Here is a 22420-nt window from a genome sequence, read left to right on the forward strand (position 1 = left end):
CTCGACGCCACCGACACGACAATATCCGGAGACACAACATGCGTTATGCCCCGCCCGGCACCCCCGGTGCCCTGCTGACCTTGCAGCCGCGTTACGAAAACTACATCGGCGGCAAGTTCGTCCCGCCCGTCGAAGGACGCTACTTCACCAACACGTCGCCGGTGACCGGGGGAGTCATCGGTGAGTTTCCGCGCTCCGGTGGCGCCGACATCGAACTGGCGCTCGACGCGGCCCACGCCGCCGCGGCGAAATGGGGCAAAACGTCGGTTCAGGCGCGCTCGCGCATTCTGCTGCAAATTGCCGACCGGCTCGAAGCCAATCTTGAGAAATTCGCCGTCGCCGAGACGTGGGACAACGGCAAACCCGTGCGCGAGACGCTCGCCGCCGACATGCCGCTGGCCGTCGATCATTTCCGGTATTTCGCCGGTTGCATTCGCGCGCAGGAAGGCACGAGCGCCGAGATCGACGAGCACACCGCCGCATATCACTTTCATGAACCGCTGGGCGTCGTCGGTCAGATCATTCCGTGGAATTTTCCGCTGCTGATGGCCGCGTGGAAGCTTGCGCCTGCCCTCGCCGCGGGCAATTGCGTGGTGCTCAAACCTGCCGAGCAGACGCCGCTGACGATCACGCTGTTCGCCGAGCTGATCGGCGACCTGCTGCCGCCGGGCGTGCTCAACATCGTGCAGGGTTTCGGGCGCGAAGCGGGTGAAGCACTGGCGTCGAGCCGTCGCATTGCCAAGATCGCCTTTACCGGGTCGACGCCGGTCGGCGGACACATTCTGTCGCGCGCGGCCGCCAACCTGATTCCGAGCACGGTCGAGCTAGGCGGCAAGTCGCCAAACATCTTCTTCGACGACATCATGCGTGGCGAGCCGGAGTTCATCGAGAAGGCCGCTGAAGGGCTCGTGCTGGGCTTTCTGAATCAGGGTGAGGTCTGCACCTGCCCGTCGCGCGCGCTGGTGCAGGAATCGATCTATGAGCCGTTCATGGAAGTGGTGATGGCCAAGGTCGCCCGCATCAAGCGCGGCGATCCGCTCGATACCGATACGGCGGTCGGCGCGCAGGCGTCGGAGCAGCAGTTCGACAAAATCCTGACGTATCTGGATCTCGCCCGCAAGGAGGGCGCTCAGGTGCTGACGGGCGGCGGTATCGAGATGCTCGACGGGCCGCTGGCATCAGGCTTCTACATTCAGCCGACGCTGCTCAAGGGCGAGAACCGCATGCGCGTGTTTCAAGAGGAAATCTTCGGCCCCGTGGTCGGCATCACCACGTTCAAGGACGAAGCCGAAGCGCTTGCGATTGCCAACGACACCGAGTTCGGTCTGGGCGCGGGCGTGTGGACGCGAGACATCAACCGCGCCTATCGCATGGGCCGCGCGATTCAGGCTGGGCGCGTGTGGACGAATTGCTACCACCTGTATCCCGCGCACGCCGCGTTTGGTGGCTATAAGAAGTCGGGCATCGGACGCGAGACCCACAAGATGATGCTCGATCACTACCAGCAAACCAAGAATCTGCTGGTGAGCTACGACATCCATCCGCTGGGCTTCTTCTAACCATTTTTAAGCCCGATTTGTAGAGTCCTTCGACGCTTTCTGTATTTGCGTCCCTGTTTGCCGCAGATCAAAGACGCGGCCCGCCGATAGGCGGAAGCTGTCTTTAATGCCTGCGAGAAGATCCCGCATACCCCCTGCGACGACGCGACCGGCAGTGTTGAACTTGCCGGCCGCGTGGTCGTGGTGCGCCCCCTCACAGAACAGATATAAGGAGCATCACCATGAGCACGACCTTCTTCATTCCCGCCGTCAACATGATGGGCATCGGCAGTCTCGACGAAGCGATTGCCGCCTTGCCGCAATACCATTTCCGCCGTGCGTTGATTGTGACCGATGCCGGTCTCGCCAAGGCCGGTGTTGCCGAGAAAGTGGCGAAGCTGCTCACGCAACAGGACATTCAGGCAGTGGTCTTCGACGGCGCCAAACCCAACCCGACGGTGTCGAACGTAGAAGCCGGTCTCGCAATGCTCAAACAGAATCACTGCGACTTCGTCATCTCGCTGGGCGGCGGCTCGCCGCACGACTGCGCGAAGGGAATTGCGCTGTGCGCGTCCAACGGCGGCAAGATTGCCGATTACGAGGGCGTGGACCGGTCGGCAAAGCCGCAGTTGCCGCTGATCGCGATCAACACCACGGCAGGCACCGCGAGCGAAATGACGCGGTTCTGCATCATCACGGACGAGGCACGACATGTGAAGATGGCGATTGTCGATCGCAACGTCACGCCGCTACTGTCGGTCAATGATCCGGCACTGATGGCAGCGATGCCTAAGGGGCTCACCGCCGCGACCGGCATGGACGCGCTCACGCATGCCACCGAGGCCTATGTCTCGACGGCGGCCACGCCGATTACCGATGCGTGCGCACTCAAGGCTGTCACGCTGATTTCAGAAAATCTGCGTCGTGCGGTGTCGCACGGCGACGACATGACGGCACGCGAAAACATGGCGTATGCGCAGTTCCTCGCAGGGATGGCATTCAACAATGCGTCGCTGGGCTACGTGCATGCGATGGCGCATCAGTTGGGCGGCTTCTATGACCTGCCGCACGGTGTGTGCAACGCGATACTTCTGCCGCACGTGGAAGAGTTCAATGCGAGCGTCAGCGCTGCGCGCCTGAAGGATATCGCGCAAGCCATGGGCGAGAAGGTCGACGGGCTGAGCGATGCGGAAGGCGCGAAGGTGGCGATTGCTGCGATCCGGCGGCTCTCGAAAGACATCGGTATCCCGGCCGGTCTGACGGAGTTGGGTGCGAAGAAAGAAGATATCCCGACGCTGGCCGCGAATGCGATGCAGGATGCCTGCGGATTTACGAATCCGCGTCGTGCCGAGCAAGCGGAGATTGAGGAAATTTTCGCGCGGGCGTTTTAAGGGCTCGGCGGCGTTATCCGCCGTTGAAGTAACGCAGTAACGCCCAAAGGTCCCTGCCCCAGACGTCATCCACGGCGTCGAATATCTGCTCCTGCAATGCAGCCGGCGGGTGCGGCGCCAGCGCCGCCGCACCTGCGTTGCCGACCTCCAATGTCAAATCTGCGCCGATCGCCGTGGCCTCTGCCTGCGCCAGCCCATGTTGCACCAGTGTCTGCAAGGCCGTGGCCTGTTGGTCTCTGAATTGCAGGAATTCCGCACTGAATGTGTCACCTTGCCTTGCCCAGAGAACACCCGGCCCATAGTGCTGGATGAGCTGGAGGACATTCATCGGGCCCGGCGGCGCGGCGATCACCGGGCGAGCGCCCTGAACAGCCTCAGGTTGCACGCGCGATGCCGTTGTCGATACCGTCGAAGCCGTTGCCGGCGATTCGCGCGACGATGTGCCCGATGATTGGGGCCTCGTCAGTGGAACCCGTTGCCGATCCATCTCGCCCGCTGCCGCTGTGATTGGGCGCAATGCCTCGGGGCGCCCGCGAAGCGCCTCGTTCACGGCACGTACCAACGAGCCGTTCCGGTGCTCGACCAGCACTCTCAACTCGCCGGACACCCGGTCCCTCAACGGCGGCTGGAGTTTCTCCGCAACCGCCCGGAAGCCTTGGCCGCCCTCCCCCTGAAGGCTCGGAAAACGCCCCTCGGCCTGAATTTGCCGGACCGCCTCGTCAATGGGTGCGTACGGATGCCCGGTGCTCCCGTCCACCGTCACGCTGCCCGGTTCGTCAGTGCCCTGGGGCGCCCGCAATTCCGAATCGGCGGCCAGTATCGACTCGACCGGCGTCTTCACGGTGGACCCTGCGCGGTTACGGCCGCCGGTGGAGGCGTCCAGCCGTCCACCGCCTCCGGTGAGACGTGCCAGACGCTCGACCAGTTGCTGCTTGTTGGCCGCGCCCCGCCCCGCTGGAAATAACTGACCCTGTTGGTCGCCGCCAAGCCTGCCGAACGCGCCGAGTTCGATCGAAATCGTCGCATGCTGGGCCAACGCAGACGTGGCGGAAATCGCGAAACGTCCGTGATCCGGCGCGCCTTCGGTCAATTGCCGAGCATGTTGCCGCAGTAGTGCGGTTGGCCGCCAGTCGTTCGTTGTACTTGGCGATCCCGACGTGAACATGCTGGTAGGAAAGCGACTTATCGCGCCGCGAAGCTGGCTGGCTAAGGTGGTATTCAAGGCGGCAAATGCGAACGGCGGCGTGCGGAATTCGACTTGCGCGGTCACTCGGTCGCCCTCCTGCCCGGGGACAATTGGCTTGATGTCGTCGAGCAAGACTTCAAGCAACGCCCGAGGCCGCGGCGGCTCGCCCCGCCGTGCTGAAGGCTCGACGACAACGTACTCCGCGAGCGTGCGATTCAAAAGGCGTTCGAGCGTTGGCCGTGCGCTTTCCGGAAATCGGTAGACCTCCCCCAGTTCGATCTCGAAACCCACGCGGGTCGACGCTTCCGGTCGAATCTGGCTCGCGAGGTCGGGGGCCGGTTGACTCGATGACTCGGCTGTCGAGCGATCAGGCAAGACGGGCTCACGTTCGTTGCCCTGTGGCACCAGATCGGTTGCCACGACTTCATCATCGTGATCAATTCTGCCGGGATCGCCGGGAGGCTCATCCTGCGTCGTCACATGACTGGGAACGATCTGGCCGCGAGGATCCGGCTGCGACGTTGAAATGGGTTCTCTGGGTTCGCCTGAGTCGCCGCTGCGTCTTGCGGCGGGTTCTTCGGAGGGCGGAGTTGGTGGTGTGACGCCACCCAACGTGTTCAATATCGCTGCCACGGCAGCGCGAGCATCCGCAAACCGTCGAGACGACGGATCTCGTATCCAAGCGCGGAAGGTGGCAACGATCTGCGCGGCCTGTGCGGGCGCGACGGCTTGGGCAATCTGCGCGACCTCGCCGACTTGTGGCGCCGTGGATCCCAGCGGCCGTGTGGAGGCGCCGATGAAAACAAGGCGCTGCACGACACGCTGGCCGCCCGGCATGACTCGATGCGCTTGCGGCTCGGCGAGCACATCGCGGCTGACAGCCCGCTGCTGTGCCTGAAATTGCAGTGCGCGCCGCCCGCGCTCTGTCATTTCACGGAGTTGGGCATGCGCCTGCGCGGCAGGCCGCTTGTCTTCGATCACCGATGTCGCTCGCGCCGTGGCGTGAGTCTCATCGATGCTTCGCGCCTGTTCGGCCTGCTTCGGCACAGGGTCTTTCATCGCAAGTCACCTTTCCAAGGAGGTCCGAGACAATGAAGCGCGATTCACGTGGTGATCAGATGTGCCCTGCTGCCCTAGGCAAATAAGCCCATATAGGCATACGCACGCTAAGTACTAACGCTAATACACCAAGCCATAACACGCATATAGTATGGTCGTTATGGTGGCAGGCAAACCTGATACGACAGGCGAGCAAGCATACCCGATTCCCCTGAGCAGGATTGGCTCCGCAGTGCAGTGCCGGCGTGATGCATATTCGACCGGCCGCACGCCCCCAGGAGCGCGCAGTCGGCCGGCTCTGCGGGTAACGCTTCACGAGAAGACAAGAACCCGGCGTTACGACGGCGCAAGACCGTCGGGCTCGCCCCGGAATTCGCGCTTAAGGAGACATCATGCGGTCCTCTGGCCACTCGCCCTGAGCCTTCTCACTATCCCCCGTATTCGTTCGCCGACGCGCTGCATGCGCTTGCCGGTTGCGCTCGTCCGCAAGGCCGTGGCGCGCCCTCGCACATCAGACGCACGGCGTTGGCATTCGCGACAGGTTGCATCATCCATGAGTGAGGAGAGTCATGTCAGACGCGCAACAAACCACGGGTAAGTCGTTCGGTTCGATGGATTCGATCGCAGGAGCAGGCGAACAGGGAGGCGGGAGCGGGTTGCGCCGCCGGGATTTCCTGATGCGTACGCTGGCCATCGGCGGCAGTGGCCTCATGCTGGCCACGATGAAAGCATGGGGGGTGGATCTCGCCTCGGTGCGCACGTCACCCCCGCGACTGTCGGGCAGCGGGCGCGGCAAGCGCGTGGTCATTCTCGGCGCCGGCCTTGCTGGCATGACCGCCGCGTACGAGCTCTCGAAGCTCGGCTATCAGTGCGAGATCATCGAAGCCCGTGGCTTTGCCGGCGGACGCTGTCAGTCTGCACGCCGGGGCTTCGAGCTGACCGAACTCGGCGGCGAGCGCCAGGTCTGCAATTTCGACGAAGGCCAGTACATCAATCACGGCCCGTGGCGCATTCCGTTTTGCCAGCAGTCCACGCTGCACTACACGCGCGAATTCGGCGTGGCGCTCGAACTCTTCAACAATGACAACGACGCGGCCTACGTCTACAAGGAAAACATCGACGGCCCGCTCGCAGGCAAACGCCTGCGCCAGTTCGAGATCAAGGCGGACATGCGCGGCTATACCGATGAGCTCTTCGCCAAGACGCTGCGTGCGGGCAAGCTCAACGACCAGATCAGCGAAGGCGACAAGGCGCTGCTGCTCGACTACCTCGTGCACGAGGGCTATCTGAACAAGAAGGACCTCGACTACAAGGGCACGTCGGCCCGCGGCTACAAGACGTACCCCGGGGTGCAGGCCGGCGTGCTGACCGATCCGCTCCAGTTCGGCGATCTGCTCAAGTCGAAGCTCGGCAACATCTACCGCTCGGCCAACGACATCGAACAGCAAAAGACGATGTTGCAGGCGGTGGGCGGTATGGACCACGTGGCCAAGGCGTTCGAGGCCCGCACGAAGAAGATGATTCGCTACAACACCGAAGTCGTGAACTTGCGCAATACGGACAGCGGGGTGGTCTTGCAGTGCAAAGACACACGCACCGGCGCCGCACGCACGGTCAAGGGCGACTTCTGCCTGTGCACAATCCCGCTGTCGGTGCTCAAGCAGATCGATACCGACTTCTCCGACGACTTCAAAGACGCCATGCAAGTCGCCTACGAGCCGGTCGGAAAACTGGGCGTGCAGATGAAGCGCCGCTTCTGGGAAGAGGATCACTTCATCTACGGTGGCCACATTCAGACGGACATCAAGGGCGCCACGCTGATTTCGCTGCCGTCGACCAACTGGCAGGGCAAGAAGGGCACGCTGCTGTCGTATTACAACTTCGGGGCAACCGCCGCGCAGATCAGCGCGATGTCGCTGAAGGAGCGCACGGACTTCGGTCTGGCGGCGGGCGAGAAAGTGTTTCCGGGGCAGTATCGCGACTCGGCCGAATCGTCGTTCTCGGTGGCGTGGCACCGCGTGAAGTACAACCTCGGCGGCTGGGCCGACTGGAGCGAAGCCGGACGCCGCACCGCGTATCCCCGTCTGCTCAAGGGCGAAGGCCGCACGCTGCTCGCTGGCGAACACCTGAGCCATCTGAATGGCTGGCAGGCCGGCGCCATCGAATCGGCCTGGTATCAGATCGAGCAGTTGCATGCACGTCTGAGTGCATGAGCTTGATGCAGCAGCAATAACGCTTCAGTAGCAACGTCAGTAGCAGTCAGAAGAAAAGGACAGGAGTGAAGCAATGAAAAAGTTGTGGTCGATCGCGTTGTTTGGTCTGGTGGCGGGTCAGGTGGCCGGTGTTTCCCACGCGCAGACGCCGTCGGGCAAGACTCTCTTCGGTAACAACTGCGCAGCTTGTCATCAGGCGGGCGGGCAAGGCATTCCCGGCGCGTTTCCCGCCCTCAAGGGCGACAAGTTCGTGCTGGGCGATCCTTCCAAGGTCGTCGAGACCGTGATCGGCGGACGTGGCGGCATGCCGACGTTCAATTCGTCGCTCAACGATGGGCAGATCGCCGCGGTCGTGAGCTTCATTCGCGGCGAATGGGGCAATAACGCGGCCCCGGTGTCGGTCGAGCAGGTCGCAGCCGTGCGCAAGACCGTAGCGGCGAAAGAAGCGGAAGGCGGCACCAAGGGCAACTGAGACCCCCGACGTGCTGCGCGATGGTGCGGCGCGTCGCATTCAGAACGCAGAAGCAGAACGCAGAAACGACAGTCACGCGTCGGAAATTCCGGCGCGCGTGGGCTCGCGCGCGCTATCGATTCAACAATCTTCAGGAACCAATATGACGATGTCAGCGAAAGGATGGTGGAAAGTCGCGGCGCTAGGCGCTGCCATGTGGTGGGCCCATGCGGCCGGTGCGCAGGAAGTCGTACGCCACCTGCCGAAGACCCCCGGGCCGCTCGCGCTTGCGGTCGAGGTACCGGCCAGTGCCACCACCGTGTATCTGAGCGGTCAGGTGCCCGAAAAACTCGAAGGTGGCGGTTACGGCAATACCGAGCAGCAGACGGTGAGTGTGCTCAAGCGGATTCAGGCACTGCTCGCGACCATGAATCTCGGCATGAAGGACGTGGTCAAGATGCAGGTCTTCCTAGTGGGCGATCCCGCCAAGAACAATGTCATGGACTTCGGCGGCTTCATGAACGGCTACTACCAGTTCTTCGACAAGAACGGCCCGAACCTGCCAGCGCGCTCCGTGCTGCAAGCGGCACGTCTGGTCGATCCGGGCTGGATGGTGGAAATCGAAGTGATTGCTGTGAAGCCGGCCGGTGCGAAGTGACCGGGCGCTAGCGGCATAGATGTTCGGAAAAATGCGACGCTCCGTGCAGGGAGCGTCGCGCCTCCGGACCACTTAAACGGCGTGTGCAACGCTTGCCATTCGGGAGGGTAATACAACGAAAAGCATACATTAAAATAATTAGGTATACAAATTTATTGTCGCGGCATGGGAGACCGTCGGCGCCGTATGCGCCGGATGGTTCTGGAATCATCACTGTCCGGAAATAACGTCGCCATCGCTTTGGAGGCAGGCGACGAACAGGCGCATATTCAGGTACATGACAATTAATTAGTTATACGAAATATATTGCCATTATCTGTGCGATTCGGCGACAGTGGCGACGCCGCGGCGGTGCTATCATGGCCGGCCGCTGCAGGGCGGTTGGCGCATTGGGGAAGGCATTAAATGAAAACATGGGCGTTTCCTCTAGCCGCCGGGGCGCTGATCGCCTCGCCGGCGTTCGCGCAATCGAGCGTCACGATGTTCGGCGTAGCAGACGCGAGTCTTCGCTATCTGTCGGGCGCTACCAGTGACAACAAGAGCAGTTTCGCGCTCACCGACGGCGCCATTTCGCAAAGCCGTTGGGGCATCTACGGAAAGGAAGATTTGGGTCAGGGCATGAAGGCGCTCTTCATGCTCGAGGGCGGTTATCACCTGAACAACGGCACGTCGCAGCGCAGCGGCAAGATCTTCAACCGCAAGGCGTACGTCGGCCTCGAAGGCGACTACGGCAAGCTCACCATCGGTACGCAGGACAACCCGCTCTGGGAGCTCCTGATCGAAGGCTGGGACCCACTCACCGTCGGCAACTACGACCAGAACGAGTGGATGCCGGTTGTATTTGGCACGAACGGCCCGAACGGCGGCAATAACGCGGTCAAATACACCAAGCGATATCAGGACATCCAAGTGGGTCTGGAGTACATCGTCGGCGGCGTGGCAGGCAGTACAGCACGCAATTCCGGCTACGTCCTCTCGGTGGCGTACATGGGCAAGCCGTTCGGCATTGCCGCAAACGTGTTGCAGAACCGGGACATTCAGGCCAACACGCAGATGATCTACAACCTGGATCTCAAGTACGAATGGGGTCCGGCGACGCTCACGCTCGGCTACTACAACAGTAACGACAAGACCGGCTTCGTCGACGGCTTCCTCTCGGGCCGTGGCGTGACGGGCGGTCCGAACCCGCGCAAGGACAATGCATTCTTTGCGGGCGTGGCGTATCAGGTATCGAAGCCGCTGACGCTCTCCGCCGCCGTCTACTACGACCGTGCCACCAACGTGAACGGTGTAACGGGAGACGCAGGCGACGGATCGCGGGAAACCTATGTGTTGCTGGCGGAATACGGCTTCTCGCGCCGCACCACGCTGTACGGCACGGTGGACTACAGCGTCGGTCACGGCGCGCAGCGCGCCGAGTTTCCGAATGGCCACGACCAGACCGGCGTAGGCGTCGGTTTGCGGCACCGGTTTTGATCAACGTCCACAGAAGGCTTCACACGCCTTACCTTCATTGCTGATTCATTGACCGTTGACCCTTCACCACCGCGACTGTTGCGGTGGTTTTTTTACGCGCGAGAGGTCTATGCAATGCGAGCGCAAAAGAATACGCGCCGTCGCCCGAAGGCAGACGGCGCGTCGTGGACGGTGATGCCGGCGGTCGGGTTACTCGAAGTTACGGCGGCGGACTTGTGCGGCGACCAGCGCGTACATCACACCGGCGATCGCCGTACAGGCGCAGAAGGTCGTGATGATGGCGTACCCCATGGCCATCGGCCCGGTGAAGAACAGATGCGAGATCATGGCGGCGACCGTCGGCCCCAAGGCAAGGCCTAGCAAGTTCTGCACGAGGAAGAAGAGCGAAGAGAGCTTGCCCATCATTCGCCCCGGCGTGATCTGCGCCATCGTGGCACCGGCCGACGACGGAATCGGGCTGGCAAAGAACGTATGGCACACGTACAGCACAACCGCGAGCGCGTGGTTGTCGGTGAAGGCGAGGAAGAGCGTGGCGAGACAGGAGATGAACGTCGAGACCATCGCCACTTCGAGGGGCGCAGCGCGGCGCCCGCGGCGCGACAATCTGTCCATGACCGCGCCGAGCAGCACCAGCCCTGCGGGCACCGAGATCATCATCAGCGGCCCAAGCATGCGGCCGATGCTCGGCAACGGCAATTGCCAGACGCGCGAGATAACAGTGGGCAGCCACGCGTTAAACCCCGAGATCGCCATCGCGTAGAGCGTGGCGGCCGTCCACAGCGGCACGTAGAGACGCCACTCGCTGCGAACGAAGCGCAGCGCGTCGCGGTAGCCCGGTGCGTCGCTGGACTGCTGCTTCGCCGCGCGCTTGGGTTCGCGCAGCGTCAGCATCAGCAGCGCGAGCGGAATGCCGACCAGCCCCGGCACAACGATCACAAATTGCCACGGCCGCAGCGACCCGAGAATCGGCCAGTGCGCAACGTCGCCGCTCTGCGACAAGCTAAGCAGCGTGCCGCCGACAAATAGCGAGAAGCCCACACCGAGCATCGGCCCCATGTGATAGATGCCAAACGCGCGTCCGCGCCGGTCCGGCGGGAAGGTATCCCGAATCATCGAATAAGCGGCAGGCTGTAGCGCTCCTTCGCCGATGCCGATACCAGTGCGTCCGAGAAAGAGCTGGACGTAGTTCGACGCGAAGCCGCACAGCACCGTCATCGACGACCAGACGAACACCGCCCAACCGACGATGCCGCGACGGCTGAACCGGTCGGCCAGATACCCGGCGGGAATACTGAACGTGCTGTAGAGCACCACGAACGAGAGCCCGAGCAGCAGGCTCATCTGGAAGTCGCTCACCCCCAGTTCCTGTTTGAGCGGCCCAACCACAAGCGAAAGCGACGAGCGGTCGACGAACGACAGCACGAAGATGGCCGTGAGCACGATCAGCATGTACCAGTCGCGCCAACCAACACGGCGAGTGTCACTGCCGGATGGCTGTGCCGCGGGTGCGGAAGATGGTGTGGCAGGCGCAGGATCGTGCGGGGGCGCGTTCGCCGGGCTGGCGTCCATCGCGGATTGGGTCATGTCTGCCTCCAGTATCGTTATCGTAGTGAGTGCTGTGCGCGACTTGTGGCTCATGAACGGGTGCTTGCCCGCAATTCGGCGCAGCCTAACACGCATACTATATGCCTGTTATGAGCAGTGTCAAACACGACGAAAAAAACCCTGCGGGCCGTTGACAACCCAAATACAACCCGCCTATTCTTTGCCAAAACACGCATACAGTAATACACATTAAGCGTGATTGGCATCGCACTTTTCCTGTGCGTGCCGCCATAAAAGGAGACACACATGAGGCAAGCAAGTGTCGTTCGCCGGCGTGAGGCGCCGGTGCCATTTCGCGAGGCACACTGATGGCACGCATCGTTTTCGCGATGGGGTGTTCGCACGGGCCGATGCTCGCGACGCCGCCTGAGATGTGGCATTTGCGCGCCGGGGCCGATCGCAAGAATGCACAACACTGGTTCCGGGGCGAGGCGATGCCATACGACGCGCTGCTGATCGCCCGCGCCGCTGAGTCGCCGCAGTTTGCCGACGCCATCACGCCCGACGCGAAGCAAATGCGCTTCGACGCCTGTCAGCGCGCGCTCGACACGCTCGCCGACCGATTCGCCGTTGCGCGGCCTGATGTGGTGATTCTGCTGGGCAACGATCAGCGCGAAGTCTTCAAAGACGATCTGACGCCATCGATCACAGTCTATGCGGGCGAGCGCATCGAAAACATTCCGCTGACCGAAGCGCAAGTGGATCGCTTGCCGCCGGGTGTCGCCGTGGCCGAAGCGGGGCACTGCCCGCCGCAAGGCGCCACGTATCCCGGATCGCCCGGCGTGGCCGATGCACTGATCCGGTCGCTGTGCGATGCGCACTTCGATGTCGCGCGATCGGTGCGCCTGCCCGGTGGAGAGGATCGTCAGCACGGCATTCCCCATGCCTTCGGATTTCTCTACCGGCGCATCATGCGCGACGTACCTCCGCCGAGTGTGCCGATTTTCCTGAACGTGGGCGTGGCGCCGAACCAGCCGCGCGCGGCGCGGTGTCTGGCGCTCGGTCATGCGCTGCGCGCCGCCATCGAGCGTTTGCCCAGCGACATGCGCGTGGCGGTGCTCGCCTCCGGTGGCATGACGCATTTCGTCATCGACGAAGCGCTCGACAAGCGCGTGCTGAATGCTTTTGCTGCGCGAGACGAGACCGCGCTGGCCGAGATTCCCGAGTCGTACTTCAACGGCAACACCGCAGAGATCAAGAGTTGGTACCCGCTGGCTGCCGCGATGCACGACATCGACTGGCACATGACGCTCGTCGACTACGTGCCGTGCTATCGCACCGAAGCAGGCACGGGCAACGCGATGGCGTTCGCTTACTGGGCACCGGCATGACACACGCTGCGCGACTTTCTACCCCTAACACAATCTGGCAAGGACACGTCATGAACGCGACTTCAGACACCGTCTCACGACTGCGCAAACTCGATGCTTGCGCAGTCTCGGACGCCCTAGACAAGCTCGGGCTGCCCAGCACCGTCAGCCACCTGCCGCAACGCTCGGGCGCGCGCCGCATCGCCGGGCGTGCCGTCACCGTGAAACTCATTGCCGCTACCGATGCCCCCGCCGCCACCGGCGTGCCGCGTCATCTCGGTACCACCGCCGTCATGCTGGCGGGGCCCGACGACGTGATCGTCGTCGAACAACGCACTGGGCTCGACGCAGGCAGTTGGGGCGGCATCCTCTCGCTCGCTGCCGTCCAGCGCGGCATCGCGGGTGTCGTTGCCGATGGCCCCGTGCGCGATATCGACGAAGCCCGCGACTACGACCTGCCGGTGTTCTGCCGCGAGCTCACGGCACGCACCGCTCGCTCGCGAGTTGCTGAAGCCGGGACCAACATTCCCATCAATGTGGACGGTTTCAACGTCGCCGCTGGCGACTATGTGATCGCCGACAACAGCGCTGTGGTCTTCGTGAGCGCGGCGAACATCGATCGCGTGCTCGCCGCCGCAGAACAAATTGCCGCGCGTGAGGCGGCCATGGCCAAGGCACTGCTGGCCGGCCACCCCGTCACCGAAGTGATGGGCGCGAACTACGAACACATGCTGCACGACACCGCCGCGCAAGCCACCGCATAAGCCGCCGCATAAGCCGCCGGCCAGTCGCCGCAGCCGACACCTATTCAGGAGACACAACATGACACAACCGCAAGACACCAACGTCGCACGCGCGGCGGCACTCGACACGGCAACACTGAGCGATGCGCTCGACCGGCTCGGCATCGCTGGCCAATGTCATCAGATCAAGGCACGCGACAGCCGCTATCGCATGGCCGGTCGCGCCTACACATTGCAGTACGGTCCGGCCAGCACGCCGCCGGGCACCGTCGGCGACTACATCGACGATATCCCGGCAGGCACAGTGCTCGTGCTCGACAACGGCGGACGCGAGGACTGCACCGTGTGGGGCGACATCCTCACGGAAATCGCCCATCGGCGCGGCATCGCGGGCACGGTGATCGACGGTATCTGCCGGGATGTCTCGCTGGCGTTCGAACTCGGCTATCCGATCTTCAGCCGGGGCAACTGGATGCGCACCGGCAAGGATCGCGTGCAGGTCGAAGCGGTGGGCATCCCGGTCAATATCGGCAACGCCCGTGTCAATCCCGGGGACATCCTGCGCGGCGATGCCGACGGCGTGATCGTGATCCCGCAAGCGCATGAAGCGGCCGTACTCGATGCGGCAGAAGCGATCGACGCAGCCGAACGCCACATTCGCGAGGCGGTGCGTGGCGGCAAGCGTCTGGACGATGCCCGTAAGGATCTGGGCTATCACCAGTTGCAAACGCGCCAACGTTAAGGAGACGACGCATGGACACCACTTCGTGCGGGACGCCGCTCACGTCGCAATTTCCGTTCGCCCGTCTGCCGACGGTCAATCTCGATTTCGCGCGGCCGGACCCGGCGCTCCTGGCGCGTGTCGCCGCGCTGCCGGTCGCCACGCTTCACGAGGCGGCGGGCAAGATTGGCGCCCTGCCCGCCGCGATCAAACCGATGGCCCCAACGTTTCGGGTGTGCGGCCCGGCACTGACCGTGGATGCCCCTCCCGCCGACAACCTCTGGCTGCATCGTGCGCTGGCCTTGGCCAGCCCCGGCGATGTGCTGGTAGTGCGTGTCGCCGGACATTACGACGCCGGCTATTGGGGTGAAGTGATGTCGACCATGGGCCGCGCACGCAAGCTCGGCGGACTCGTGATCGACGGGTGCGTGCGCGATGGCGCGATTCTGGAGCGCTTCGGCTTCCCTGTGTTTGCACGAGGCTTGTGCATACGCGGCACGGGCAAGGACTTCGAAGCGCGGGGGTGGATCGGTTACCCGGTGCGCATCGAGGACATCGTCATTGCGCCGGGCGACGTCGTCGTGGGCGATGCCGACGGTGTCGTCGCGTTGCCGCAGGGCTCGCTTGAAGCAGTGGTGAGCCATGCCCATGAACGCGAGGCGAAGGAGGCGGACATCATTCGCCGGCTAGAGGCCGGTGAGGCGTCGCTGGACATCTACGGCTGGAATCGCTGATGCCGCTGACGCAGCCGATGCAGTAGTGAAGGCAGCAGGCAGCAGCCAGTACTCGACGGCTGCCGCGCTCGCTATCAGGCAGCGCTGGTCCGCTTGGGGGTGGGCCGGCTTTTTGCAAACCGCGTCGGGGGACGCGGTTTCTTTTTGCCCGCGCCGCGCGGAATTTCAGCGCTTGGCAGCAGCCTTGGTGGCTGCATCGCGCGCGGCGAGATACTTCTCGCGCAGCACCGTGAGGTTTTGCGAGACGACCTGACGGGCGGCCTCATCGTTGCGCGCGCGAATCGCATTGAGCAGCTCGCGGTGGCGCTTGATCACGCCTTTGGCGACGGTCTCGGTGGTGTACGGCGTGAGCGAGCGGTACAGCACGTGCACGATCGCCTGCATCATCGCTTCGAGAAAGTGGTTGTGCGACGCATGCGCCACCGCGTTACGAAACGCCATCGATGCCTGCGTGAACTCGTGTTGCGTGCCCACCAGCGCCTGCGCATTCTCCAGTGCCAACTCCAGCGCTTCGATGTCCTCTGCCGTCGCCGCCTGAGCGGCCAGTGCGGCGACCGCGACCTCTATCGTGAACTGCGCATCGAAGATCTCTTCGGCCGACATACCCACGAGCTTGAGCTGAATCGCCAGTGCTTCGGAGAAGAGCGACGGATTGCCTTGCGCGATACGCGCGCCGCCACCGGCCCCCGTGCGGATATCGACGACACCCAGCGCCTGCAAGCGGCCCAGTGCTTCGCGAATCGGCAGACGGCTCACGCCGAACTGCGTGGCGAGGTCGTTTTCGGAGCCGAGGAAATCACCCGGAGCGAAGTGCCCGTCGAGCAATGCCTCCTTGATCTGACGTTCGACGCGCATGGCGGTCGATTCGGCGCGGCCGAGTTTCCAGACGGGTGTTTCTGCTTTTTCGCGTGGCATGGGATTCCTGGTCGTTTTGTCGGCAACAAGATACTACATTGCGCATAGCCTATGTCGGTACGCGCTGCGCTTCGGTCAGGTGCGCCAGCAGGGCCTCGCGCGGCACGTTGCGCATGATGAAGACGAAGCGTGAGCGTTGTTCGGTATTGGCAGCACCCTCGGCACGCCGGGGCCACGCCGGAAGGATCTCGGGAGGATGCAGACAGTGCTGCACACCGTGTACGACGACGGGGCCGGCTTCGCCCGCCACGTCGACCAATCCCTTCAAACGCAGCAGTTCATTGCCGTGATGAAAAGCGACGGCCCCGAGCCAACTGCTCAGCACGTCCCAATCGAGGGGCGTCTCCAGCGTGATGCAATGGGCGGTGACGTCGGCGCGATGCGGGGTATCGTCGCCGGGCAGCAACCTGCGCGGCACGCAGTCGGTGCACGCGGTGGTGCCGTGGGTGTTACACACGGATCGATAGCGCGGCGAATGTGTCTGCGCAGGGGTGTCGTGCCAGCGCAGTGTCACGTCCGCGACGTTGCCCGCCGCATGCATGCCGAGGCCAAGCACGTCCGACGGTGCGATGCGGCCGTGCTCACACAAATGCTGGGATGCGGCCGGATTTTGCTGGGCCAGCGCCCCGCGGAGCGTGTCGAGCGCATCGTCGTCGACAAGGTCTGCCTTGGTGATGAGCAACCGGTCGGCGAGCAACACCTGACGCAGCGCCTCCGGTTGTTGTGCAAGCTGCGACATCGAATGCGCGGCGTCCACGGTGACGATGACCGCATCGAGCACGAAGCGTCGCGACAGCGCCGGGTCACGCACCAGTGCCGCCACCACCGCGCTCGGATCGGCCAGACCGCTGGTCTCGATCACGACCCGCGAAAACGGGGTGATCTCGCCACCGAGCAACTGCGTATGCAGCGACAGCAACGTCTCGCTCAGATCATCGCGAACGGCACAGCACACGCAGCCACTATCCAACAGCACCGTATGCGCATCGAGCGTCTCGACGAGCAGATGGTCCAGCCCCACTTCCCCGAACTCGTTGACGATCACGGCCGTGTCGCTCATGCCAGGGTGCGCGAGTAACGCACGCAACAGGGTGGTCTTGCCGCTGCCGAGAAAACCCGTGAGGAGCGTGACCGGCAAGCGGGCGGCGGTGGCTGACATGGTCGATTCGATGGGTGGAGGTGAGGACGGATCGGGCAGAAAATCGGCGGTTCGGAACATGGTCGTCGCAGCGTAGAGTACGTCCCGCCGAGAGACCTTGACGCTGATCAAGCGGTGTACGCATCGAAGTATAATGCGCATACAGTATGTTTGTAATCATATCCCGTCAATAGGCGAAACCGCCTAAATTCGCGGGTTTCCACGGCATTGGCGGGAAACCGCAGGGAAACGGCGAGGAAACGGCGGGGAAACGGCGGGGCGATTGCACGGACATCGAAGACCGCCAAGGGATGGCAAATCGCACGACAAAGGGCGTTGACACGTCAAATAAACACGCATACAGTATGCGCCAATGCACTGTTGAAAGCGGTGCGCATCCCACAAAAAACGGACGGAGACATCCATGCTCAGCGAGGCAAAAAACCAGTTGTTGACGCAGGTCGGGCCCGGCACGCCGATGGGCGATTTGCTGCGGCGTTACTGGCATCCGATTGGGGCAGAGAGCGAGTTCGACGAGATTTCAGTGCGGCCGGCGCGTCTGTTCGGTGAAGACCTCGTGCTCTATAAGGATCTTTCGGGCAACTACGGACTGGTGGATCGTCAATGCCCTCACCGTCGCGCCGATCTGGCCTATGGATTCGTGGAGAAGTGCGGTCTGCGCTGCAACTATCACGGCTGGCTGTACGACGAGACAGGCCAGTGCACTGAGCAGCCGTATGAAGACATTGCCAATCCGCAGGTGCGCCTGAAAGACCGCATCAAAATCAAGTCGTATCCGGTGCAGGTCAAGGCCGGCATGATCTGGGCCTACATGGGGCCGCTGCCGGCGCCGCTCGTGCCGACGTGGGAGCCGTTCACGTGGGCGAACGGTTTCCGTCAGGTCGTCATTTCGGAAGTGCCTTGCAACTGGTTCCAGTGCCAGGAGAACTCCATCGACCCCGTGCACTTCGAGTGGATGCATTCGAACTGGAGCGTCCGGTTGCGCGGCGATACCGGCCCCTACTCCCCGACGCACACGAAGCTCGGCTTCGAGGAATTCGAGTACGGCCTGATCTACAAGCGCGTTCGCGAAGACACCGACGAGAAGCACCCGTTGTGGGCGGTGGGCCGTCTGGCGCTGTGGCCGAACGTGTTCTGTCTGGGCGATCACTTCGAATGGCGGGTGCCCATCGACGACGAGAACACGCTGTCGATCACCTGGGCTTTCAACCGCGTGCCGCGCGAGCGCGAGCCGTACGTGCAAGAGAAAATCCCGGCGTGGTACGGCCCGGTCAAGGACGAAGCTACCGGGCAGTGGATCTCCAGCCACGTGATGAATCAAGACTTCGTCGCGTGGGTCGGACAGGGACGCATCGCAGATCGAACGCAGGAGAATCTCGGGGCGAGCGACCGGGGTATCGCGATGTTGCGCCGACACTTTTTCGACGAGCTCGACGCCGTTGCGCAGGGCCGTGATCCGAAAGGGCTGGTGCGCGACGACGCCAAGAACGCGTGCATCGAACTGCCGGTCGCCGCGCGCCGTCTGTTTGTCGATGGGCTGACGCGCGACGAGCTCAAGGCGCATCCAATCATCGGCAAACACCTCAAGGAATACGCCTTTCAGGCCGGACAGCCTGAAGCCATCAAGCGCGCGTTCCACGACGCGATGGGCGTACGCGTAGACGCGCAGGGCAACGTGGTCGATGCCGACCTGACAGGCGAATCCAGTCAGACCCACATTTCACGTGAGCCCGGCCGGCAGTCGTACCCGATCCATCCGATTCGGGACGAGCGCCATGACTAAGATCGTGCTGGCCATGGGGACGTCTCATGGGCCGATGCTCTCCACGCCACCCGCCGACTGGGATCTGCGCGTGCGCGCCGACCGTGCCGAGTCAGCGCATCCGTTTCGCGGGCAGACCCATAGCTTCGACGCACTGATGACGCTGCGGGCGAGCGAAGGCCTCGAAGCCCAAGTCACGCTCCCGGCGCGCGAGGCGCATGCGGCACGCTGTGCCGTGGCACTCGAAGTCCTCTCGCAGGCATTAGAAGACGCGGCCCCCGACATCGTCGTGATCGTCGGTAACGATCAGCGTGAAGTCTTCGGACCGGCAATCACGCCCGCATTGTGGCTCTACGGCGGTGAGTCGGTTTTCGACGAACCGGTGAGCGAGGCGCGTCTGGCGAAGATGCCGCCCGGCATCTCGATCTCCTCGGCGGCCATCAAGCCGGGGGCACGCACCGAGTATCCGGCGCATGCCCCGCTCGCACGGCATCTTGCGACGGCATTTACCGACCGGGGGCACGACATCACGCTCTCGACCGAAGTCCCGCAGCGCGGCAACGACGGTCCGACCGGCATGCCGCACGCCTTTGGCTTCGTCTATCAACGGGTCATGCAGGGCCGCGTGCCACCGCATGTGCCGATCATGCTCAACACCTTCTATCCGCCCAACCAGCCGCGCGCCACACGTTGCGTTGACCTCGGACTGGCACTGCGCGATGCGCTGAACGCATGGCCGCACGACGTGCGCGTTGCATTGATTGCCTCCGGCGGGTTGAGCCACTTCGTCATCGATGAAGCGTTCGACCGCGCCTTGCTCGACGCGATGGTGCGGGGCGACAACGCGTATCTGCGCGGGATCGACGAGACGTTGCTTCAGTCGGGCACCTCGGAAGTGAAGAACTGGCTGCCGGTCATTGCAGCGGCCAATGCCGAAGCGATGACGATGCAACTGGTCGATTACGTACCGTGCTACCGCTCGGCGGCCGGCACGGGCAACGCCATGGGCTTCGTGCTCTGGCATCCGGCCGACTGAGGCCAGCCGCCGCGCACACCCCGCAGAGGGTGACGCGCCGGCCCCACCTGCAAGGAGGCAGGCATGCTTTCCACGCAAGACAACGAAACTCTCACCCGAGTGGGACCCGGTACGCCCATGGGCGAACTGTTCCGCCGCTTCTGGCTGCCCGCGCTGCTCTCTGCGGAGATCGGCGAGCGTGACGGCGCCCCCGTGCGTTTGCGCTTGCTGTGCGAAGACCTCGTCGCGTTCCGCGATACCGAAGGCCGTGTGGGCATTGTGGATGCCTACTGCGCGCACCGCCGCGCGGGTCTCTTCTTCGGCCGCAACGAAGACTGCGGCTTGCGTTGCGTCTATCACGGCTGGAAGTTCGACGTGAACGGGCAGTGCGTGGAGATGCCGTCCGAGCCACACGAGAACCCGCAAACGCACAACGTTCGCATCAAGGCGTATCTCACTGCCGAGCGCAATGGGGTGGTGTGGGTGTACATGGGACCGCGCGAATCGGTGCCCGCGTTGCCGGACTTCGAATGGTCGCGGCTGCCCGAACGTCAACACACGGCGACCAAGCGTCTGCAATCGTGCAACTGGGCGCAGGCCGTCGAAGGCGGTATCGATTCGAGCCACATTTCGTTTCTGCACAGCCGCACCGAATCGGCGGCAGGCGCGCCGAGCAATCGCTACCACGCAACCGACCGTCACCCGGTCTTCGAAGTGAGCGACGCCGGGCACGGGCTCGTCATCGCGGCACGCCGGCACGCCGAACCCGGCACGTACTACTGGCGAGTCACGCAATTCCTGCTGCCTTGCTACACGATGATTCCGCCCGTGGGCAACTTTGCCGAATCGAGCCAAGAGCCGTATGACGGTCACGCGTGGGTACCCATCGACGACGAAACCACATGGACGTGGTCTTTCAGCGCAAGCCCCGCGCGTGCTTATCGCGACGAGGAGATTGCGTTTCGCGGCGGTCGCGAGGGCTTCTGGGGACCGGTCGACGAAGGCTATCAACCGTTGCTGCATCGGGACAACGACTACCGCATCGACCGGGCACGCCAGCGCACGTCCAACTTCACCGGCATCGAAGGTATTCCGAATCAGGATGCCGCCGTGCAGGAAAGCATGGGGCCCATCGTAGACCGGTCGCAGGAGCGTCTAGGGGCATCCGATCGGGGCATCGTGCGCTTTCGCCGGTTGATGCTGGGTCTCGCACGCGATCTCGCACAAGGGCAGGTGCCCGCCTGCGCGAACGACGGGGCGCGCTACAACGTTCGACCCGTGTCGATGCTGCTGCCGCAAGACGTTCCGGTACTCGACGGCGCGGCGGCACTGCTGCGCGGAGCACCGGCGAAGGCGTCATGACCGCGCACTGCACAACGCCCTGCTTTTTCCCTCTCTGTTCCCTCGCAACCCAGTCTCAACCCTGACACCGGAGTTCAGCATGATCATCGATTGCCACGCACACGTAAGCGCACCGACCGAATTGTGGGCCTACAAGGCCAGTCTGCTGGCGAGCCGCGGCTCGCATGGACGCGGACGCATCAACGTCTCCGACGACGAGATCCGCGCCGCGGCCAATCGTGCGGAGACGTGGCCGAAGGGTCACCTCGACTACATCCGCGATCACGGCACCGACCTGCAATTGGTCTCGCCGCGTCCGTTCCAACTGATGCAGTCAGAGAAACCCTCGAAGCTGGTGCATTGGTTCACCGAAGAGTGCAACAACATCATCTATCGCCAGACGCAACTGTTCCCGCAGACCTTCGCCGGCGTGGCGGGGCTGCCGCAAACGGCCGGCGATCCCATCGAACAGGCGCTGCCCGAGCTGGAACGTTGCATCAACGAACTGGGCTTTGCGGGCTGTCTGCTCAACCCCGATCCGTTTGAGAACGGTGTCGCCGAAGCGCCGCCGCTGGGTGATCGCTACTGGTATCCGTTGTATGAAAAGTTGTGCGAGCTGGATGTGCCTGCGCACATCCACGGCACCGGATCGCGCTCCGAGCGCGTGCCGTACTCGCTGCACTTCATCAACGAAGAGACGATCGCCGTCTTCGGTCTCGTGAACTCAGACGTCTTCAAGGACTTCCCTAACCTGAAGATCGTGGTGAGCCACGGCGGTGGTGCGGTGCCGTACCAGATCGGCCGCTTCGATGCACCGACGCTGCGCCGCCCGAACGGCCAGCGGTTTTCGGAGCGTTTGCGCAATCTGTACTTCGACACCGTGCTGTACACCGAAGAGGCGCTGTCGCTGCTGATCAAAACAGTGGGCGTCGATCGCTGTCTGTTCGGCACGGAATGCCCGGGCGTCGGTTCGGCCGTCAATCCCGCCACCGGCCGCTCGATGGACGACGTGCGCTCGCTCATCGACAAGCTCGACTGGCTGAGTGCGGACGACCGTCGCAAGATTTATGAAGACAACGCGCGTCACGTCTTCCGTCTGCCCGCCAAGGCCGCGGCATAACCGGCTGCGCACGACGCCATGAA

18 protein-coding genes are annotated in these 22420 nt (G+C 63.3%); 14 read left to right on the plus strand and 4 right to left on the minus strand.

The window, feature by feature from the left end:
* Nucleotides 1-38: 38 nt before the first annotated feature.
* Together exaC and yiaY are read left to right on the plus strand one after the other, a co-directional pair.
* Nucleotides 39-1559, plus strand: a complete 1521-nt coding sequence (exaC, locus tag AT302_RS24860; RefSeq protein WP_058376291.1) for an acetaldehyde dehydrogenase ExaC — start codon at nucleotides 39-41, stop codon at nucleotides 1557-1559.
* 221 nt (nucleotides 1560-1780) lie between these two features.
* Complete coding sequence (gene yiaY, locus AT302_RS24865; RefSeq protein ID WP_058376292.1) at nucleotides 1781-2929, plus strand: L-threonine dehydrogenase; 1149 nt, start codon at nucleotides 1781-1783, stop codon at nucleotides 2927-2929.
* Between the two features lie 13 nt (nucleotides 2930-2942).
* Here the strand turns inward: yiaY and AT302_RS24870 are convergent, their stop codons facing one another.
* On the minus strand, nucleotides 2943-5174 hold the full coding sequence (locus tag AT302_RS24870; protein ID WP_058376293.1) for a hypothetical protein: 2232 nt from the start codon (nucleotides 5172-5174) through the stop codon (nucleotides 2943-2945).
* Nucleotides 5175-5743: 569 nt separating this feature from the next.
* On the opposite strand from AT302_RS24870, the gene AT302_RS24875 reads away from it, so the two are divergent.
* The 4 genes from AT302_RS24875 to AT302_RS24890 all read left to right on the plus strand — a co-directional run bounded on the left by AT302_RS24875 (nucleotide 5744) and on the right by AT302_RS24890 (nucleotide 9972).
* Nucleotides 5744-7387 carry a flavin monoamine oxidase family protein gene (locus AT302_RS24875; protein ID WP_237172014.1) on the plus strand — a complete coding sequence of 548 codons (1644 nt, stop codon included), beginning with the start codon at nucleotides 5744-5746 and terminating at the stop codon, nucleotides 7385-7387.
* Between the two features lie 73 nt (nucleotides 7388-7460).
* Entirely contained in the window at nucleotides 7461-7859 is a 399-nt protein-coding gene (locus AT302_RS24880; protein ID WP_058376294.1) for a c-type cytochrome, read from the plus strand.
* Nucleotides 7860-8007: 148 nt separating this feature from the next.
* Nucleotides 8008-8496, plus strand: coding sequence for a RidA family protein (locus tag AT302_RS24885; RefSeq protein WP_058379931.1), 489 nt, complete (start codon nucleotides 8008-8010; stop codon nucleotides 8494-8496).
* A gap of 405 nt (nucleotides 8497-8901) precedes the next feature.
* Complete coding sequence (locus AT302_RS24890; RefSeq protein ID WP_058376295.1) at nucleotides 8902-9972, plus strand: porin; 1071 nt, start codon at nucleotides 8902-8904, stop codon at nucleotides 9970-9972.
* Between the two features lie 189 nt (nucleotides 9973-10161).
* On the opposite strand, the gene AT302_RS24895 is transcribed toward AT302_RS24890, so the two are convergent.
* Nucleotides 10162-11556, minus strand: coding sequence for an MFS transporter (locus AT302_RS24895; RefSeq protein WP_167365819.1), 1395 nt, complete (start codon nucleotides 11554-11556; stop codon nucleotides 10162-10164).
* A gap of 329 nt (nucleotides 11557-11885) precedes the next feature.
* On the opposite strand from AT302_RS24895, the gene AT302_RS24900 reads away from it, so the two are divergent.
* From AT302_RS24900 to AT302_RS24915, 4 genes are read left to right on the plus strand one after another with little or no spacing between them, the layout of a single operon-like run.
* Nucleotides 11886-12908, plus strand: a complete 1023-nt coding sequence (locus AT302_RS24900; RefSeq protein WP_058376297.1) for a DODA-type extradiol aromatic ring-opening family dioxygenase — start codon at nucleotides 11886-11888, stop codon at nucleotides 12906-12908.
* Between the two features lie 50 nt (nucleotides 12909-12958).
* On the plus strand, nucleotides 12959-13651 hold the full coding sequence (locus AT302_RS24905) for an RraA family protein (protein WP_058376298.1): 693 nt from the start codon (nucleotides 12959-12961) through the stop codon (nucleotides 13649-13651).
* Between the two features lie 58 nt (nucleotides 13652-13709).
* Nucleotides 13710-14372 (plus strand): RraA family protein, encoded by a 663-nt coding sequence (locus AT302_RS24910; protein ID WP_058376299.1) that lies wholly within the window; start codon nucleotides 13710-13712, stop codon nucleotides 14370-14372.
* Nucleotides 14373-14383: 11 nt separating this feature from the next.
* Nucleotides 14384-15085, plus strand: a complete 702-nt coding sequence (locus tag AT302_RS24915; protein WP_084656455.1) for an RraA family protein — start codon at nucleotides 14384-14386, stop codon at nucleotides 15083-15085.
* Between the two features lie 165 nt (nucleotides 15086-15250).
* Here AT302_RS24915 and AT302_RS24920 read toward each other — a convergent pair whose 3' ends face one another.
* Nucleotides 15251-16000, minus strand: a complete 750-nt coding sequence (locus tag AT302_RS24920; RefSeq protein ID WP_058376300.1) for a FadR/GntR family transcriptional regulator — start codon at nucleotides 15998-16000, stop codon at nucleotides 15251-15253.
* Nucleotides 16001-16049: 49 nt separating this feature from the next.
* Nucleotides 16050-17159, minus strand: a complete 1110-nt coding sequence (locus tag AT302_RS24925; protein ID WP_058376301.1) for a CobW family GTP-binding protein — start codon at nucleotides 17157-17159, stop codon at nucleotides 16050-16052.
* 403 nt (nucleotides 17160-17562) lie between these two features.
* Here AT302_RS24925 and AT302_RS24930 point away from each other — a divergent pair, with 403 nt between their 5' ends.
* The 4 genes from AT302_RS24930 (at nucleotide 17563) to AT302_RS24945 (ending at nucleotide 22397) form a co-directional block, all read left to right on the plus strand.
* The gene (locus AT302_RS24930; protein ID WP_064675006.1) at nucleotides 17563-18942 is read left to right on the plus strand and encodes an aromatic ring-hydroxylating dioxygenase subunit alpha; all 1380 of its coding nucleotides are present in this window, start codon (nucleotides 17563-17565) and stop codon (nucleotides 18940-18942) included.
* Nucleotides 18935-19957, plus strand: coding sequence for a DODA-type extradiol aromatic ring-opening family dioxygenase (locus AT302_RS24935; protein ID WP_058376302.1), 1023 nt, complete (start codon nucleotides 18935-18937; stop codon nucleotides 19955-19957). The genes AT302_RS24930 and AT302_RS24935 overlap by 8 nt, the downstream gene beginning before the upstream one ends.
* A 63-nt stretch (nucleotides 19958-20020) precedes the next feature.
* A complete protein-coding gene (locus AT302_RS24940; protein ID WP_058376303.1) occupies nucleotides 20021-21298 on the plus strand; it encodes a Rieske 2Fe-2S domain-containing protein in 1278 nt (425 codons plus the stop codon).
* Nucleotides 21299-21377: 79 nt separating this feature from the next.
* Nucleotides 21378-22397 (plus strand): amidohydrolase family protein, encoded by a 1020-nt coding sequence (locus AT302_RS24945; RefSeq protein WP_058376304.1) that lies wholly within the window; start codon nucleotides 21378-21380, stop codon nucleotides 22395-22397.
* The last annotated feature ends 23 nt before the right edge of the window (nucleotides 22398-22420 follow it).

It is taken from the genome of Pandoraea norimbergensis (genome assembly GCF_001465545.3).
In the GTDB taxonomy this organism is placed as follows: domain Bacteria; phylum Pseudomonadota; class Gammaproteobacteria; order Burkholderiales; family Burkholderiaceae; genus Pandoraea; species Pandoraea norimbergensis.

Excerpts from the sequence above, each read along its gene's own strand:
- AT302_RS24900 (WP_058376297.1), top strand. The coding sequence starts at position 11,886 with ATGGCACGCATCGTTTTCGCGATGGGGTGTTCGCACGGGCCGATGCTC.
- AT302_RS24945 (WP_058376304.1), top strand. The coding sequence starts at position 21,378 with ATGATCATCGATTGCCACGCACACGTAAGCGCACCGACCGAATTGTGG.
- AT302_RS24905 (WP_058376298.1), top strand. The coding sequence starts at position 12,959 with ATGAACGCGACTTCAGACACCGTCTCACGACTGCGCAAACTCGATGCT.
- AT302_RS24925 (WP_058376301.1), bottom strand. The coding sequence starts at position 17,159 with ATGTCAGCCACCGCCGCCCGCTTGCCGGTCACGCTCCTCACGGGTTTT.
- AT302_RS24885 (WP_058379931.1), top strand. The coding sequence starts at position 8,008 with ATGTCAGCGAAAGGATGGTGGAAAGTCGCGGCGCTAGGCGCTGCCATG.
- yiaY (WP_058376292.1), top strand. The coding sequence starts at position 1,781 with ATGAGCACGACCTTCTTCATTCCCGCCGTCAACATGATGGGCATCGGC.
- AT302_RS24930 (WP_064675006.1), top strand. The coding sequence starts at position 17,563 with ATGCTCAGCGAGGCAAAAAACCAGTTGTTGACGCAGGTCGGGCCCGGC.
- AT302_RS24895 (WP_167365819.1), bottom strand. The coding sequence starts at position 11,556 with ATGACCCAATCCGCGATGGACGCCAGCCCGGCGAACGCGCCCCCGCAC.
- AT302_RS24915 (WP_084656455.1), top strand. The coding sequence starts at position 14,384 with ATGGACACCACTTCGTGCGGGACGCCGCTCACGTCGCAATTTCCGTTC.
- AT302_RS24870 (WP_058376293.1), bottom strand. The coding sequence starts at position 5,174 with ATGAAAGACCCTGTGCCGAAGCAGGCCGAACAGGCGCGAAGCATCGAT.
- AT302_RS24935 (WP_058376302.1), top strand. The coding sequence starts at position 18,935 with ATGACTAAGATCGTGCTGGCCATGGGGACGTCTCATGGGCCGATGCTC.
- exaC (WP_058376291.1), top strand. The coding sequence starts at position 39 with ATGCGTTATGCCCCGCCCGGCACCCCCGGTGCCCTGCTGACCTTGCAG.
- AT302_RS24875 (WP_237172014.1), top strand. The coding sequence starts at position 5,744 with ATGTCAGACGCGCAACAAACCACGGGTAAGTCGTTCGGTTCGATGGAT.
- AT302_RS24910 (WP_058376299.1), top strand. The coding sequence starts at position 13,710 with ATGACACAACCGCAAGACACCAACGTCGCACGCGCGGCGGCACTCGAC.
- AT302_RS24890 (WP_058376295.1), top strand. The coding sequence starts at position 8,902 with ATGAAAACATGGGCGTTTCCTCTAGCCGCCGGGGCGCTGATCGCCTCG.
- AT302_RS24880 (WP_058376294.1), top strand. The coding sequence starts at position 7,461 with ATGAAAAAGTTGTGGTCGATCGCGTTGTTTGGTCTGGTGGCGGGTCAG.
- AT302_RS24940 (WP_058376303.1), top strand. The coding sequence starts at position 20,021 with ATGCTTTCCACGCAAGACAACGAAACTCTCACCCGAGTGGGACCCGGT.
- AT302_RS24920 (WP_058376300.1), bottom strand. The coding sequence starts at position 16,000 with ATGCCACGCGAAAAAGCAGAAACACCCGTCTGGAAACTCGGCCGCGCC.